Source organism: Mycobacterium sp. E2462 (genome assembly GCF_001672685.1).
In the GTDB taxonomy this organism is placed as follows: Bacteria; Actinomycetota; Actinomycetes; order Mycobacteriales; family Mycobacteriaceae; genus Mycobacterium.
In genome coordinates this window covers 1-14,720 of record NZ_LZKC01000059.1, presented here as the reverse complement: position 1 = coordinate 14,720, position 14,720 = coordinate 1, and the positions used below count along the sequence as shown (strand labels likewise).

Sequence of the window (14,720 nt, the reverse complement as noted above, 5' to 3'; positions counted from 1 at the left end):
GAGTGTGCGCACTACGGGCTGTGTGCGGCTCGCCCAGGCATACCCGCTGTTGAGGCGCCTAAACGGCTCACGTGCCGCGGGTCGACGGGACCTGACTGTCCGCAATAGTTGTGTGCCGCAAGCTGTTTCGCCATTCTCGAGAGTGGTACGGGCCCGGCATGCGCGCCGAAGGAGGGGCTCGAAAAAGCGAGATGCGTCACATCCGGGTGAGGATGTTAGCCGGTTGCGGGTCGGTGGGTAGCCGAATAGGGAAGGCAATTTCATGCCGAACCAAGCCATCAACGCACAGGAGGCGAATGCTGACATGACTTCATCGGACCGGACCACCGTACTGGCGCAGTTGCGGGCCCTGCACCAGCTGACCAACACCGAGATCCAGATCGCGGAGACCCGCGTTGCGCAGGCACGCACCGAGGCGGTGCAGCGTGAGCTGTCCCAGAACGCCGCCAACGCCCGGGAACGCTCGGAGGCGATCGAGGCCGCCATCCGCGACCTCGACGGGGTGCCCGACGTGATCGGACCGCTGCTGGGCCGCGTCGCCGCGGCGCTCAAGGCGCTCGCGGAGCAGGCCCAGCCGTTCGACGAGGCGCTGCTGGGCGACCTTGCGCTGGAGGACCAGCTCCTGGACCGGTCCCGCTACCTCAAGGCGCTGGCCGTGGCGGCGGAGCTGCCGGACGTCGAGAACTTGGCGACTCGCCTGATCACGGCGCACTCGGCCACCGTCGAGTGGTTGACCACCGTGCTCGCCGAGGACGCCCTGGGCGGGCCGGCCGCGCTGCGTCGCACGCCGGTGCAGGCGGCGACCGGCACCGCGGTGAAGCTGGTGAACCTGCCGGTCTCCTGGTCGGCGCGCAGCATCGATCGGGCCGCGGACGCGCTGCGCTCCGCGCGGCCCACACTCAACGAGCTGATCAACCGCAGCGCCCACGCCGGTGAGGTTGCGGCCAAGGCGCTCGCCGCGTCGCGCGACGCGGCCCTGGAGGCGGCCGAGAAGGTCACCCGCAACGAGGGCGCCCGGCAGACCGCCGACGCGCTGCACACCGCGCGCAGCGCGGTCGGTGTCCTGGACGCCGACGAGCTGCCGATCCCCGAGTACGACGAGCTCAACGTCAACGACGCGGTGGCCGCCGTCAAGGATCTGACCAGCCCCAACGACGTCCGGGTCATCATCGCCTACGAGGAGGCGAACAAGAACCGGCAGCGGGTCGTCTCGGCCGCTCAGACGCGCGTCGCCGCCATCGCGCAGGACGTCGTCGGCATCAACTAGCACGCCGCCGGGGCGTCAAGCCAACCGGCGTAGCAAAGTCCCCCGCCCGGGCGAGTACATCCGCCCGGGCGGGGTTTTGCGCGCGTGGGGGAGGGCCGTCGGTGGGCTGCGTTGCGGGCGTATCGCTACGGTGAGGGGCGACACGGCCCCACGACGAGACGACGGACAGACATGTACGAGCAGGTCAACAGCAGCGCGATCGAGCCCGACGACATCGGCTCACGCATCGACCCGGTGCTCGCCCGCAGTTGGCTTCTGGTCAACGGCGCGCACGACGACCGGTTCCAGGCGGCGGTGCATTCGCGCGCCGACATCGTCGTGTTCGACATCGAGGACGCGGTGGCGCCCAAGGACAAGCACACCGCGCGCGACAACGTCGTGCAGTGGTTGCGGGCCGGCAACACCGACTGGGTTCGCATCAACGGGTTCGGCACGCCCTGGTGGGCCGACGACCTGTCCGCGTTGACGGGCACCACGGTCGGCGGGGTGATGCTGGCGATGGTCGAGTCGGTCGACCACGTCGCCGAGACCGCCAAACGCCTGCCCGAGGTGCCGATCGTGGCCCTGGTCGAGACGGCGAGGGGGCTGGAGCGCGTCACCGAGATCGCGTCGGCCAAGGGCACCTTCCGGTTAGCCTTCGGCATCGGTGACTTCCGCCGTGACACCGGGTTGGGTGAGGACCCGGCCACGCTCGCCTACACGCGCTCCCGGTTCACCATCGCCTCGAAGGCGGCCGGGCTGCCCAGCGCGATCGACGGGCCGACCATCGGCTCCAATCCGCGCAAGCTGATCGAGGCCACCGCGGTCTCGACCGAGTTCGGCATGACCGGCAAGATCTGCCTGTCACCCGACCAATGCGCCGTCGTCAACGACGGCCTGTCACCGTCGCAGGACGAGATCGCCTGGGCCAAGGAATTTTTCGCGGAGTTCGAGCGCGACGGCGGAGAGATCCGCAACGGTTCCGATCTGCCCCGCATCGCCCGCGCCACCAAGATCCTGGAATTGGCCCGGGCATACGGCATCGAGGCGTCGACGTTCGACGACGAGGAACGCGACCACTCGCCGGCGCCGTCGGACACCTACCACTACTGAGCGAGGCGCAGCGCCGCCGAGCGCCGTGAGACCATCGGGGCATGCGGCTGGGCTTGCATGCGCTGGGCATCGGTGCCGGCTCCGACCGCGCGGTGATCGACGCCGTGGCGGCGCGCGCGGACGACTGCGGTTTCGCGACCCTGTGGGCGGGCGAACACGTGGTCATGGTCGACCGGCCGGCTTCGCGCTATCCCTACTCCGATGAGGGCGTCATCGCCGTTCCAGCGGAGGCGGATTGGCTCGACCCCATGATCGCCCTGAGCTTCGCCGCGGCCGCCTCGTCCCGGATCGGCATCGCCACGGGCGTGCTCCTGCTGCCCGAACATCATCCGGTGGTGGTGGCCAAGCAAGCGGCCAGCCTGGATCGACTCAGCGGCGGGCGGCTGACGCTCGGAGTGGGCATCGGGTGGTCCCGCGACGAGTTCGACGCGCTCGGCGTGCCGTTCGCGAGTCGCGCCGCCCGGACCGCCGAGTACGTCGACGCCATGCGCACGCTGTGGCGAGACGACGTCGCGTCGTTCACCGGAGAAACGGTCCGCTTCAACTCGATTCGAGTGAACCCCAAGCCGGTGCGCTCTCGTGTTCCCGTTGTGGTCGGAGGCAACAGCGACGCGGCACTGCGGCGCGTGGCGGCGTGGGGTGACGGCTGGTACGGCTTCAACATCGACGGTGTGGCCGCCGTGCGCGATCGGATAACGACGCTGGACCGGCTGTGCGCCGAGGCGGGTCGGGACCGAGGCCGGCTGCGGCTGTCGGTGGCGCTGCTCGACCCGCGTCCCGACGACGTGGGCGCCCTGGCGGAGTTGGGCGTCGACGAATTGGTGCTCGTCGAGGCGCCTCCCGAGCGGCCCGACGCGGCGGCCGAGTGGGTCTCGGCGCTGGCCCACACGTGGAGAGCGCCCCTGGAAAACGCCTTCGACCAGCAACGTCGTAGGCTCTCGCGTTGAGATGACAAACGCTGAACCCATTCTGCCGCGGGAGTTGACGGACCTGCCCGAGGAGATCCGTAACGTGCCTCCGCCGCCCATCCCGGAACTGCCCGAGCCGTACGGGCTGCGGCTGGCCGACCCGGACGCCGACGCCGACATGATCTCGGAATGGATGAATCGGCCGCACCTGGCCCAGGCGTGGGAATCGGCGTGGCCGGCGCAGCGCTGGCGGCGCTACCTCAGGGCGCAGCTCGACGGCGAGTTCTCTCGTCCCTTCGTCGCCACGCTGGACGGGACGGATCGTGCGTACATCGAATTGTACCGTGCCGCAAAGGATTCCATCGGTCCGCGCTATGCCAGCGATCCGCACGATCTCGGGCTGCACGTTGCGGTCGCCGATCTGGAATACATCGAAAAGGGGCACGTCAGTTTCCTGTTGCCGTACCTGGTGACCAGCATCCTGACCCTCGATCCGCAGTGTCGCCGGATCATGTTCGACCCCGACCATCGCAACGTGTTGGCGCGCAAGTTTTGTGAGCGCGGCGGGTGCACGTTTCTCGGCGAGCACGACATGGCGAACCGGCGAATGGCGCTCTACGTGTTGCCGCGCACCCCGCAGGATCTCCCCGCCCACCAAGGGGCCTGAGCACCGCTACAGGTGTTGGCCGATCTGCTGTCCCAGCAACGCCGCCGCCTCTCCGAGCAGGACGCTGACGACCACGTTGGCGACCGCTGTGCGCAGCTGACGCTCCTCGCCGAGCCGCTGGGTCTCCAACATCCAGGTGGAAAACGTCGTGTAGGCGCCGACGAAGGCCGTTCCGGCCAGCAGCGCTGCCTCCTTACTCAGCACCAGGGCGCCGAGAAATCCCAAAAGTGCGGCGCCGCTGACGTTTACGGCGAGGGTACCGAACGGGAATGGGCGCGCCGCCCGGCGCGCCACCGCCCGGTCCACCACGAACCGCAGCACCGAGCCGATGCCGCCGATCACCATCACACCGGTCCACTGCAGCGCCGTCGCGGTGGCGCTCACCCGCGCACCCGGACCCGCCGCACCAACTTGGTGGCCAGGTGCGCCGCCGTCAGCCCGAGCAGGATGCTGGTGAGGGTATATGTCGTGGCCAGCACCCAATGGCCGTGTTCGATCATCCGCAGCGTCTCGACCTGCATGGTCGAGAAGGTGGTGAGCCCGCCGCAGAAGCCGGTCCCCAGCAGGGGTCTGCGGTAACTCGACAGCGGGAGCCGCTCCAGCAGCCGGGTCGTGAAATACCCGATGAGGAAGGCGCCGACGATGTTGACGGCGAAGGTCGGCCACGGCCACTCGTCCGGATCGGCGTCGACCAGCGTGCTCAACGCCGCGCGAGCCAGCGTGCCCAGCGCCCCGCCGGCGAAGACGGCACCCAACTCGCGATAGTCGTGCGTCACGTGTGCCTCCCTTCGCATTTCGGCTGCGCTTCGCAGCGTAGGGGTGTGCCTGACCGGCGGGTGAACCCGGGGAGTACCCGAAACGGCGAGACCGTGCCTGCTCGGTCAAACCGCCACAGTGCGGGCACAATTGTTGTCCATGGCCCACCCCCGTGCCGGTCAGCCGGCTCAGCCCGAAGACCTCGTCGACCTGCCCCACCTGGTGACGGCCTATTACTCGGTGCAGCCAGACCCCGACGACGTCGCGCAGCAGGTGGCGTTCGGCACCTCGGGACATCGCGGCTCGGCCCTGAACGGGGCCTTCAACGAGGCGCACATTCTGGCGATCACCCAGGCCATCGTCGAGTACCGCGCGGCGCACGGCACCACCGGGCCGCTGTTCATCGGCCGCGACACGCACGGGCTGTCCGAGCCCGCCTGGGTGTCGGCGCTGGAGGTGCTGGCCGCGAACGACGTCGTGACGATGATCGACGCCCGGGACCGATACACGCCGACGCCCGCGGTCAGCCACGCCATCCTCACCTACAACCGCGGCCGCACCGAGGCGCTTGCCGACGGAATCGTCGTCACCCCCTCGCACAACCCCCCGTCGGACGGCGGCTTCAAGTACAACCCGCCCAACGGCGGGCCGGCGGACACCGACGCGACCAACGCGATCGCCAAGCGCGCCAACGAGCTGCTCCGCGAGGGGTCGGCGATCAACCGGGTCCCGCTGTCGCGCGCCCTGCAGACCGTGCAGCGCCACGACTACCTGAGCCATTACGTGGACGACCTGCCCAACGTGGTCGACCTGGACGCGATCCGGGCGGCCGGCGTGCGCATCGGCGCCGACCCGCTGGGCGGTGCCAGCGTGGACTACTGGGCGGCCGTCGCCGAACGGCACAACCTGGACTTGACCGTGGTCAACCCGCTCGTCGACGCGACGTGGCGGTTCATGACGCTCGACCATGACGGCAAGATCCGGATGGACTGCAGCTCCCCGGACGCGATGGCGTCGCTGATCGCCAACCGCGAGCGCTATCAGATCGCCACCGGCAACGACGCCGACTCCGACCGCCACGGCATCGTCACGCCCGACGCCGGGCTGCTAAACCCCAACCATTACCTGGCGGTGGCCATCGACTACCTGTACACGCATCGGCCGTCGTGGCCGGACGGCATCGCCGTCGGCAAGACCGCCGTCAGTTCGTCGATCATCGACCGGGTGGTCGCCGGCATCGGCCGCAAGCTGGTCGAGGTGCCCGTGGGGTTCAAGTGGTTCGTCGACGGCCTGATCGGCGGCACCATCGGCTTCGGCGGCGAGGAGTCCGCTGGGGCGTCGTTCCTGCGGCATGACGGCTCGGTGTGGACCACCGATAAGGACGGCATCATCCTGGCGCTGCTGGCCTCGGAGATCCTGGCCGTCACCGGCAAGAGCCCCTCGCAGCGTTACGACGAGCTCACCGCCGAGTACGGCGCGCCGTTCTACGCGCGGGTCGACGCGCCGGCCGACCGCGAGCAGAAGGCCAGGCTGTCGAAGCTGTCGGCCGACGAGGTGAGCGCGACGGAGTTGGCGGGCGAGCCGATCACCGCGAAGCTGACCGCCGCGCCGGGCAACGGCGCGCCGTTGGGCGGGCTGAAGGTCACCACTGCCAACGCCTGGTTTGCCGCGCGGCCCTCCGGCACCGAGGACGTGTACAAGATTTACGCGGAATCGTTCAACGGTCCGCAGCATTTGGCCCAGGTGCAGGAATCCGCGCGTGAGGTAGTTAATAAAGTCATTGGGTGACCTTTTGCCTCCGACGCGACCGTTCGGGGGAACCCGGTGTCCGATCCGCGCGGCTGCCGCGCGAAGTGTGGATCTTGAGCTGGGCGAACATCATGATCGCGCTCGGCTACGGGGTGGTGTCTCCGGCGATGCCGGCCTTTGCCCGCACCTTCGGGGTCAGCATCGCCGCGGTGACCTTCCTGGTCACCGTCTTCTCGCTGACGCGGTTGTGTTTCGCACCGGTCAGCGGCCTGCTGGCGCAGCGCCTGGGTGAACGGCGCATCTATATCGGCGGTTTGCTGGTCGTCGCGTTGTCCACCATTGCGTGCGCATACTCGCAGACCTACTGGCAATTGCTGCTGTTCCGCGGGGTCAGCGGCGTCGGCTCGACGATGTTCTACGTCTCGGCGCTGGGGCTGATGATCCACATCAGCCCGGCCGACGCACGCGGCCGCATCGCGGGCATGTTCACCACGTCATTCATGGTGGGCGCGGTGGGCGGCCCGGCGATCGGCGGTCTGACGGCGGCGTGGGGGTTGACGGCGCCGTTCATCGCGTACGGCGTCGCGATGCTAGGCGTGGCGGTGGTGCTGTTCTTCAGCCTGCGGAACTCGCAACTGGCGGCGCCGCCGCCGCCGACACGATCGACGGTGACGATGCGAGAGGCGCTGCGGTTCCGCGCGTATCAGTCGGCATTGCTGTCCAACTTCGCGACGGGTTGGGCCGCGTTCGGGCTGCGCGTCGCATTGGTGCCGCTGTTCCTGTCGGATGTCATGGGTCGCAGCGTCGGCGTCATCGGCGTGGCGCTGGCGGCGTTCGCGGCCGGCAACGCCTTGGCAGTGATTCCCAGCGGCTACCTGTCCGACCGGATGGGCCGGCGCATGTTGCTGATTGTCGGTCTGGCGACCTCCGGTGTGGCGACCGTGGCGCTGGGAGCGACGTCGTCATTGGTGGCGTTCATGGTCGCGGCGGCGATCTCCGGCGCGACGACGGGCATCTTCATGTCCCCCATGCAGGCCGCGGTCGCCGACATCCTGGGCAGCGAGGCGCGGGCCGGGATACCGGTCGCGGCGGTGCAGATGCTGTCCGACCTGGGGGCCATCGTCGGCTCGGTGACGGTCGGCCGGGTCGCCGAGCGGTTCGGCTTCGGTTGGGCGTTCGCCATCAGCGGGCTCGTGCTGCTGGTCGCCGCCCTCGGCTGGGTGGTGGCGCCGGAGACGCGGCCCGAGCCCGCCGGCATGGCCGGCGTGCAGCCGTCGGAGGCGGAGGTCGAGCTGGCGTGACCAGCAACTTTGATGGACGGTTACCAGTGGTGTAGCTTCGACTGGCACGACATGGGGCTATGGCGCAGCTGGTAGCGCACCACACTGGCAGTGTGGGGGTCAGGGGTTCGAGTCCCCTTAGCTCCACAAACGGGAACCCGCCCAGACCATTGGTCGAGGCGGGTTCCGCTGTTTGCGGGGCGGTGTCCTACCGGGCGCGAATGTCCTAACTCTGTCCTACCGCTGCCGAGAACACCGCCGACGCGGCGGTGAGCCGGTCGTCGGTCACGCACCCGTAGACGGATTGGGTCATGCGCTCGGCGTGGCCGTGCCAGCGGCAACAATGTCGGCGGCGACGCCTGCCGCCTGCAGCTTGAGCCAGTGATCGGCGACCTCGTCGAACGTTTGGCTCGACTTGGGTGCCCACGTCGCCGTGCCCCACTGCTGGCGCTGCTCGGTGACCCACTGCGCGGCCTCGCCCTTGGTGCGGAACACCTTTGGTAGGCCACACCTGCTTGCCGGTTACGGGGTCGGTGCCCAGCGTCGGGCGGGCGCGCCAGCCCTTGCCGCCGGGTAGGCGCTTGATCGAACTATCGGTGCGGTCGCCGCGCTGGCGGGCCCGGCTGTCGTCGGTGCTCATCGGTCGCTCTCCTGGTCGGGTCTGGGTTTGCGGGGCTGGCGTAGTTCGTCGCGGCCGAGTAGCGGCGGGTCGGCATCCTTGCATCGCCTGATCCATCCCTTGACCGTTTCGTCGGACACGTCGTGGCCGAGGGCCGTGGTCGCCCGGTCGGCGACGCGGCGATACACGCCGCCGCCGTGCACGCTCTCCTCGCGCGCCCACGCCGCGACCTTCGCGAGAAATTCACGCGGCATAGGGGTCGGCCCGGTTTGCGCGGTTTGGCCAGCGCGGAGCCCGGCGGCGCGTGCTTGGCCATCGCGTCGATAATGCCGTCGGTGAACCGGAACCGCTCGACCCAATCGTGGCCCTCGCTGGCGCCGGTCGCCGCGTCGAAGATTTGGCGCAATTTCCTTGCGGCGGCTGCCGATTGAGGGTTGTCGTGCATCGCCGCCGTCCGCGCGAGCCGGTCTGTGTTGATCCGATTGAGGCTGTCCGAGGTGATCGGCGTGCCGTCGCGCGACGTGACGCGCAAATCGGTGATGGCCGCGCCGTCGTCGGTGTCGTGCCACGCGACCTCGCAGGTGTGCGCGTGGTCGTGACAGGTGATAGTGACGGGACGGTCGGCGTCGGCATCCACCTCGACGCCGACAACCTCGGCCGCCCGGCGCGGTAAGTAATGCGGTTTGCTCGGCATAATTAATAGCCCTAGACCAATCATCACTAAGGTTCAATACTAATCGACATGACAACCACCACGACCAGGCCAGCGCTGCCCACTCTGGACGAATTACGCAGCAGTCCAACGACTCTCAGCATCGAGCAGGCCGCTCTAACTCATGCGGGCGTCGCTGCGGAATAGTCGATGTAGCCGACCGGGCCGCCTGTGTAGTAGGTGGCGCGGTCGGGGGTGTCCAGTTCAACCCCGGCCGCGATGCGTGCTGGCAAGTCGGGGTTGGCAATGAACGGTTGGCCGAAGGCAACCAGATCAACCAGGTCGTCGCCGATGAGTCCGTTGCCGGACGTCGGCGTGAGGCCGGTGTTGGCGATGATGGTGCCGGTGAAGCGTGGACGGTAGTGCTCGTAAACTCCCCTTCCTTGCAGGTGGGCCAGTGGGTGACCCGAAAGGTCGGCCCTCGGCGTCATCAGCAGCAGGTGCGATATCGGGTAGTTGTTGAGCCGGTCGATCACGTAGTCACTGGTGGCCAGCGTGTCGCAGGTGGACAGGAAGGCACCGTGTTCAGGCCAGGTCGGCCCGGCTTTCACCCCGACGCGGTCAATGTCGACCCGTTCAGCCACTGCGTCGAGAATCTCGAACAAGAATCGAGCGCGGTTTTCGAGCGATCCGCCGTACTCATCGGTGCGCAGATTGGTTGCGGGATTGAGGAATTGGCTGATCAGGTAGGCAAATCCGGCCTGCAATTGGACACCATCGAATCCCGCACGCCGCGCGTTATCTGCGGCATGGGCGTAATCGGCGATGGTGGCCGCGATATCGGCGCGAGTCATCGCACGCGGAACGACGGTCGGCTTGAGGCCCGAGGGAGTGTGGGAGAGCAGACCCGGGTCGACCGCTGACGGCGCCAACGGCGCAGTGCCAGAGAAGAAGTCGGAATGCGAGGACGAGCCGGTGTGCCAGAGCTGGGCGAAGATGTGGCCGCCCTCCGCGTGGACCGCCTCGGTAACAGCGGACCATGCTTTGACTTGGGTTTCGGTGAACAGCCCTGGGGCGTCATGCCAGCCGACTGCGTCAGGGCTGACCCACGCGCCTTCGCTGATGATCAATCCTGCCGATGCGCGCTGCGCGTAGTAGCGCACGTGCAGTTCGGTCGGCGCCAGTTCGGGATTGGTGGCACGTGATCTGGTTAACGGTGCCATGACCACCCGGTTGGTCAGCTCGAGGCCCGCCATCGTGTAGGGCGTCAGCAATGGTTGGAGGGGTGACTTACTCGATGCTTGTATTTCGTTCATGTGCAGCCCCAACTCGCCATTTTTGGCATCTATTTCACCATTGGGCGGCGCAATCAGACCTATTCGGAATAGCAGCCATAGCAGTAATCTATGGCCTGCCGTCCGCGACGATCAACGGCAATACGTGGCGATAGCCTGTGTCTATGAGTGGCCGTCGGTATGGGTATTGGACAGGGCTTCCCACCCGAGAACAAACTGGGAAATGCAGTTGCCGAAAAGCGGAATCTTCTGACAATACGATCTAATGAGGTGTCAAAATGTCGGTTCGGGCAATCGAGCATATCGGGATCACCGTTCCCGACGTCGAGCAGGCCACGAAGTTTTTCGTTGACGCGTTCGACGCGAGAAGTCTGTACGACATCATCGACCGGCCGATCAGCGGGCAGTGGTTGGAAGCAGCCCTGGGGGTTCCCAAAGGAACGACGATCCGATCTATTCGAGTGCTTCGACTCGGTAATGGCCCGAATATTGAGTTGTTCGACTATTCGGTCAGCGACCAGCAGAGGCCTGCTATCCCTTCTGATCTCGGTATCCAGCACGTGGCGTTGTACGTCGATGACATCGACGCGGCCGCTGGAAAGGCGGAGCGAGCGGGAGCCACGATCCTTGGCGGCGGCCCTAGTGATCTTCCGGGCGCCGAAGCCGGCCCGGGAAACCGCTTTGTGTACACCAGGTCTCCATGGGGGAGCACGATCGAACTCGTCAGTTACCCGAACACGCAGGTTTACGAATCTTTGACCAATGCGCGTAAATGGCGACCTGAGCCGCGGACCGACGCGTAGCGGTTCGCGACGATCAAGAGGCCAAACGCGTAGTCGATCCTTCCGCTTTTGATAGCGTTGCGCGTTTGCCTCTTGGCGTGTTTCGTGCCTGTGTCTTTAGCGGTTTTTACTGATGACGGAAAAGGGAAATGCATGAACATCGTTGACCCCGCGGTTTTTGGACAATATGGCGTCTGGACTTTTGACTTTGAGCATCAACCTGCGAGCCTGGTGCGCGACTGCGTGCAGGAGGTAGAGGGCCGTGGTTGGCCGGCAATTTGGATACCCGAACTGTTGGGTCGTGACGCAATGAGCCACGCGGCGTATCTGCTTGCGAGTACCGAACGGATCCAGGTCATCAACGGTATCGCAAGCATTTGGCTGCGCAAGCCCGAAACCGCTAGGGGCGCAGCAATTTTGCTCGCCGACGCATATCCCGGCCGACACGTGCTGGGTCTGGGCTTCGCGGCGGGCCATCCAAACACAGCAAAAGCCCCTTTAGAGGCGATGGCTTCTTATCTCGACGCGATGGACCGCGCCGATACCGTCAACCCGCGGCCCGCCGTAAGCGAGCGGCGATTGCTGGCTGCCTACGGGCCGAAAATGCTAGCTCTGGCGCGGCACCGGACCAATGCGGCGCACACCTATCACGTGCCGGTCGATCACACCGCGCACGCACGAGAGATCCTCGGTCCCGACGCATTCCTGGGCGTCGAGCACGCAGTGTTGTTCGAGGAGAACCCCAACGTCGCCCGCGAAATCGCGCGAGCGCACATGCACGAGTACCTCACCACGCCATTCAACGTTGCCAAATTTTTGCGATCGGGATACACCGACGACGACATCGACAACGGCCGCGGAAGTGATCGGCTCATCGACGACCTCGTCTTTTGGGGAAGCCCGGAGACGATCGTGGCGAAGCTGCACGGCCATCTCGAAGCCGGCGCCAACCACGTCGCCATCCAGGTGATCGGGATAGAGCCCGGGAAAACTGCACTACCACAATGGCGGCTGCTGTCGGAGGCATTGCTCTAGCGGGGATCGACATCGGGAGGTCCTGGCGACAGACCCACCGAACGCAGCCCCCCGAGCAGAACCTCCGACCCCGGCGGCCAGTCGTGACGCGTGTAGGCAGTCACTTCACGCACAAGCGGTCGTCGACAGCGTCTGCTCAAATGCGAAGAGTTCTCCGGTACGACGTAGGTCGGCAAGATGGTGGGTCCAAGTCCCGCGCCCACGAGCTTGACGAGCGCCTCAACCTGGCCGCTGCGAACGACCGCGATCGGATCGAATCCGGCGTCGCGGCAGGCGGTCACGACGAGGCTGGCCAGGCCTGTCGACGCCTCGGGGAGTACCCATCGGCGCTGGGATAAATCAGCTAGGTCAACAGCACCGGGCGTATGGAGCGCGGGATCGTCGGGAGGGAACAGGACCACAAACTCCTCCCAGCCCAACGGTTCGACCGGACCGTCCCAATGCTGGGGCGGCGGACCGACGGCCAAATCACCTACCCCACCGCGAACCTGCTCCTCCATCAGGTCGTGATGACCAAATTCATACAGCTTCAGCGATATTCCCGGGTAGTCCACGACAACAGAGCCGATGGCTGCCGGAAGCAGACCCACGGAGATGGACAACAGGGTCGCAACCTCGAGTTCCGTGGACTGCAGGTCTTTTGCCATACGGGCCGCCCGGCGGGCCCGGTTTTCGGACAGGACTGCCGCTCGGGCCTCAGGCAGGAACGCTTTGCCGGCCGGCGTCAGCCGGATGCCACGCGGAAGACGCTCAAGCAACGGGACGCCGAGCTCTTTCTCCAACGACGCCAGTTGTTTGGACAGCGACGGTTGCGCCACGTACAAGCGGTTAGCTGCCTTGGTGATACTTCCCTCGTCGACGACGGTAATGAAATACTCGAATTGTCTGAGCGTCATGTGGTGCTTTCGTTAAGGTGATGATCCAGGCCGGACGCGGAATTGGCGTCAACGTTGTCACCGCGCGCACGGCAGGTCAATGCGAGGGTCTGCTCCCGGTTTGGTTGACTCCTGACCTGTGAGGATTCGTCGTTGCTGGAAGGATCAACCTCGTGCCGAAGCCGTTTCCCGCCGAGTTCCGAGCCGATGTCATCGCCGTGGCCCGCAAGGGTGGGGCGCCGTTGCGCCAGATTGCGCAGGACTTCGGGATCTCGGAGGCCTGCCTGCATCGCTGGCTCAAGATCGCCGACCGCGAGGACGGGGCCAATCGGCCGGCGTCTGCGGCGGTCTCTGGTGGTGTGTCGGCGCAGCTGCGCGAGGCGCATAAGCGGATCAAGCTCCTTGAGCAGGAAGCCGAAGTGATGCGCCGCGCGGTCGGTTACCTGTCCCGGGATGCTAACCCAAAATGATGTACCCGCTGGTCCTCGACCTTGCCGCTGACGGCGTGCCCGTCACGGTGGCCTGCCGGGTCCTGGGATTTTCCACTCTGGCATTCTACGACGGCGCAAAGCGCCTGTATCACAGCGGGATTGGGATGATGCACACCTGATCAACGCTGCCCGCGACATCCATGCCGACGGCCCCGCATTCGGCTACCGATTCATCGCCGACGAACTTCCCGGGCGAGGGATCTCCGCCGGGGAGAACCGTGTCGCCCGGTTGTGTTCCCAAGAGCGCATCTGGTCGATCTTCGCCAAGAAACGTGGCCTGAACCGTCGATCGGGGCCACCGGTCCATGACGACCTCGTGCAGCGTCAGTTCAGCGCCCAGGCCTCCAACCAGGTCTGGCTGGCCGACATCACCGAACATCGCACCGATGAAGGCAAGCTCTACCTCTGCGCCATCAAGGACGTCTATTCCAACCGGATCGTGGGATACTCGATGGACTCGCGAATGAAGTCCTCGCTGGCAGTGGCTGCCCTGGATCAAGCTGTGGGGCTGCGTTCACCTGCCGCGACGATCGTTCATTCGGACAGGGGTAGTCAAGCTGGATTCAACTGATCGTCGCAACGCCTCGATTTCGGAGGTGTGCGGTGGGTTATGGGAAGCGACAAATTGAGGTTCGTGGCTATCGAAGGCAGATTCCCTCACCGGGGCGGCCGACGGTGGCCTGGCGCCAGGACCGGGTCCGGTTCTGGGAGGCTATTGCCGCGGGGGTGATGACGGAGGACGCCGCGGCAGCCGCGGGCGTGTCATCTCCGGTCGGGTTTCGGTGGTTCCGTCACGCTGGCGGTGTGAATCCATGCTTGCCAGTGAATGTTTCGGGCCGTTATCTGTCATCGGGTGAGCGCGAAGACATCGCCTTGTGGCGCGCTCAGGGTGCCGGTGTGCGCGATATCGCCCGCCGGCTCGGCCGTGCGGCCTCGACGATCTCGCGGGAATTGCGGCGCAACGCCTCCACGCGCACCTACCGGCTTGATGACAAAGCCTCGATCGCTCAATGGCACGCTGAACGGCGGGCACGGCGTCCCAAAACGGCCAAGCTGGTCGCCAACGACCGGCTGCGCCGCTACGTCCAGGACAAGCTCTCCGGGGTCGTACGCGGCCCCGACGGCCGAACCTTCACCGGTCCTGCCGGCGGGAAATGGAACGGACGCAACAAACTCACCGCGGAGATCAGGGCTGGAGCCCGGAGCAGATCGCCCGCCGGTTGCGCGTGGATTTCCCCGATGATGAGACCAT

At 66.4% G+C, this 14,720-nt stretch carries 14 protein-coding genes, 1 tRNA gene and 2 pseudogenes; 11 read left to right on the top strand and 6 right to left on the bottom strand.

Going from position 1 to position 14,720, the window contains the following annotated elements; genetic code table 11:
- Positions 1 to 304: 304 nt before the first annotated feature.
- From A5714_RS03185 to A5714_RS03170, 4 genes are all read left to right on the top strand, one after another.
- Positions 305 to 1,267 (top strand): hypothetical protein, encoded by a 963-nt coding sequence (locus tag A5714_RS03185; RefSeq protein ID WP_068282719.1) that lies wholly within the window; start codon positions 305 to 307, stop codon positions 1,265 to 1,267.
- Between the two features lie 171 nt (positions 1,268 to 1,438).
- Positions 1,439 to 2,359, top strand: a complete 921-nt coding sequence (locus A5714_RS03180; RefSeq protein ID WP_068282676.1) for a CoA ester lyase — start codon at positions 1,439 to 1,441, stop codon at positions 2,357 to 2,359.
- A 41-nt stretch (positions 2,360 to 2,400) separates the two neighbouring features.
- A complete protein-coding gene (locus tag A5714_RS03175) occupies positions 2,401 to 3,306 on the top strand; it encodes a TIGR03619 family F420-dependent LLM class oxidoreductase (protein WP_068282673.1) in 906 nt (301 codons plus the stop codon).
- Position 3,307: 1 nt separating this feature from the next.
- The gene (locus A5714_RS03170; RefSeq protein ID WP_068282669.1) at positions 3,308 to 3,934 is read left to right on the top strand and encodes a GNAT family N-acetyltransferase; all 627 of its coding nucleotides are present in this window, start codon (positions 3,308 to 3,310) and stop codon (positions 3,932 to 3,934) included.
- Between the two features lie 6 nt (positions 3,935 to 3,940).
- On the opposite strand, the gene crcB (A5714_RS03165) is transcribed toward A5714_RS03170, so the two are convergent.
- Both crcB (A5714_RS03165) and crcB (A5714_RS03160) read right to left on the bottom strand, forming a co-directional pair.
- Entirely contained in the window at positions 3,941 to 4,318 is a 378-nt protein-coding gene (gene crcB, locus A5714_RS03165) for a fluoride efflux transporter CrcB (RefSeq protein WP_082959544.1), read from the bottom strand.
- Complete coding sequence (gene crcB / locus A5714_RS03160) at positions 4,315 to 4,728, bottom strand: fluoride efflux transporter CrcB (protein WP_068282666.1); 414 nt, start codon at positions 4,726 to 4,728, stop codon at positions 4,315 to 4,317. Before crcB (A5714_RS03160) ends, crcB (A5714_RS03165) begins: the two co-directional genes overlap by 4 nt.
- Before the next feature lie 121 nt (positions 4,729 to 4,849).
- On the opposite strand from crcB (A5714_RS03160), the gene pgm reads away from it, so the two are divergent.
- From pgm to A5714_RS03145, 3 genes are all read left to right on the top strand, one after another.
- Positions 4,850 to 6,478, top strand: coding sequence for a phosphoglucomutase (alpha-D-glucose-1,6-bisphosphate-dependent) (gene pgm / locus A5714_RS03155; protein WP_068282662.1), 1,629 nt, complete (start codon positions 4,850 to 4,852; stop codon positions 6,476 to 6,478).
- Positions 6,479 to 6,552: 74 nt separating this feature from the next.
- A complete protein-coding gene (locus tag A5714_RS03150) occupies positions 6,553 to 7,740 on the top strand; it encodes an MFS transporter (RefSeq protein ID WP_369829418.1) in 1,188 nt (395 codons plus the stop codon).
- Positions 7,741 to 7,793: 53 nt separating this feature from the next.
- Positions 7,794 to 7,866 (top strand) — tRNA-Ala (locus A5714_RS03145).
- Between the two features lie 162 nt (positions 7,867 to 8,028).
- Here the strand turns inward: A5714_RS03145 and A5714_RS26885 are convergent.
- From A5714_RS26885 to A5714_RS03130, 3 genes are all read right to left on the bottom strand, one after another.
- Complete coding sequence (locus tag A5714_RS26885; RefSeq protein ID WP_068282659.1) at positions 8,029 to 8,214, bottom strand: hypothetical protein; 186 nt, start codon at positions 8,212 to 8,214, stop codon at positions 8,029 to 8,031.
- Positions 8,215 to 8,355: 141 nt separating this feature from the next.
- Positions 8,356 to 8,592: a hypothetical protein gene (locus tag A5714_RS03135; RefSeq protein ID WP_068282656.1), complete on the bottom strand. Its 237-nt coding sequence runs from the start codon at positions 8,590 to 8,592 to the stop codon at positions 8,356 to 8,358.
- Positions 8,593 to 9,172: 580 nt separating this feature from the next.
- Positions 9,173 to 10,318, bottom strand: a complete 1,146-nt coding sequence (locus tag A5714_RS03130) for an alkene reductase (RefSeq protein ID WP_197513526.1) — start codon at positions 10,316 to 10,318, stop codon at positions 9,173 to 9,175.
- 245 nt (positions 10,319 to 10,563) lie between these two features.
- On the opposite strand from A5714_RS03130, the gene A5714_RS03125 reads away from it, so the two are divergent.
- Both A5714_RS03125 and A5714_RS03120 read left to right on the top strand, forming a co-directional pair.
- Positions 10,564 to 11,088 (top strand): VOC family protein, encoded by a 525-nt coding sequence (locus tag A5714_RS03125; RefSeq protein WP_068282650.1) that lies wholly within the window; start codon positions 10,564 to 10,566, stop codon positions 11,086 to 11,088.
- Positions 11,089 to 11,220: 132 nt separating this feature from the next.
- Positions 11,221 to 12,102, top strand: coding sequence for a TIGR03620 family F420-dependent LLM class oxidoreductase (locus A5714_RS03120; RefSeq protein ID WP_068282647.1), 882 nt, complete (start codon positions 11,221 to 11,223; stop codon positions 12,100 to 12,102).
- Here the strand turns inward: A5714_RS03120 and A5714_RS03115 are convergent.
- Positions 12,099 to 12,998: a LysR family transcriptional regulator gene (locus A5714_RS03115; RefSeq protein ID WP_068282644.1), complete on the bottom strand. Its 900-nt coding sequence runs from the start codon at positions 12,996 to 12,998 to the stop codon at positions 12,099 to 12,101. The genes A5714_RS03120 and A5714_RS03115 overlap by 4 nt on opposite strands.
- A gap of 152 nt (positions 12,999 to 13,150) precedes the next feature.
- Here A5714_RS03115 and A5714_RS25835 point away from each other — a divergent pair.
- Together A5714_RS25835 and A5714_RS03100 are read left to right on the top strand one after the other, a co-directional pair.
- A pseudogene (locus A5714_RS25835) lies at positions 13,151 to 14,024 on the top strand (IS3 family transposase); the annotation flags it as partial.
- 173 nt (positions 14,025 to 14,197) lie between these two features.
- Positions 14,198 to 14,720, top strand: a pseudogene (locus A5714_RS03100) (transposase); the annotation flags it as partial.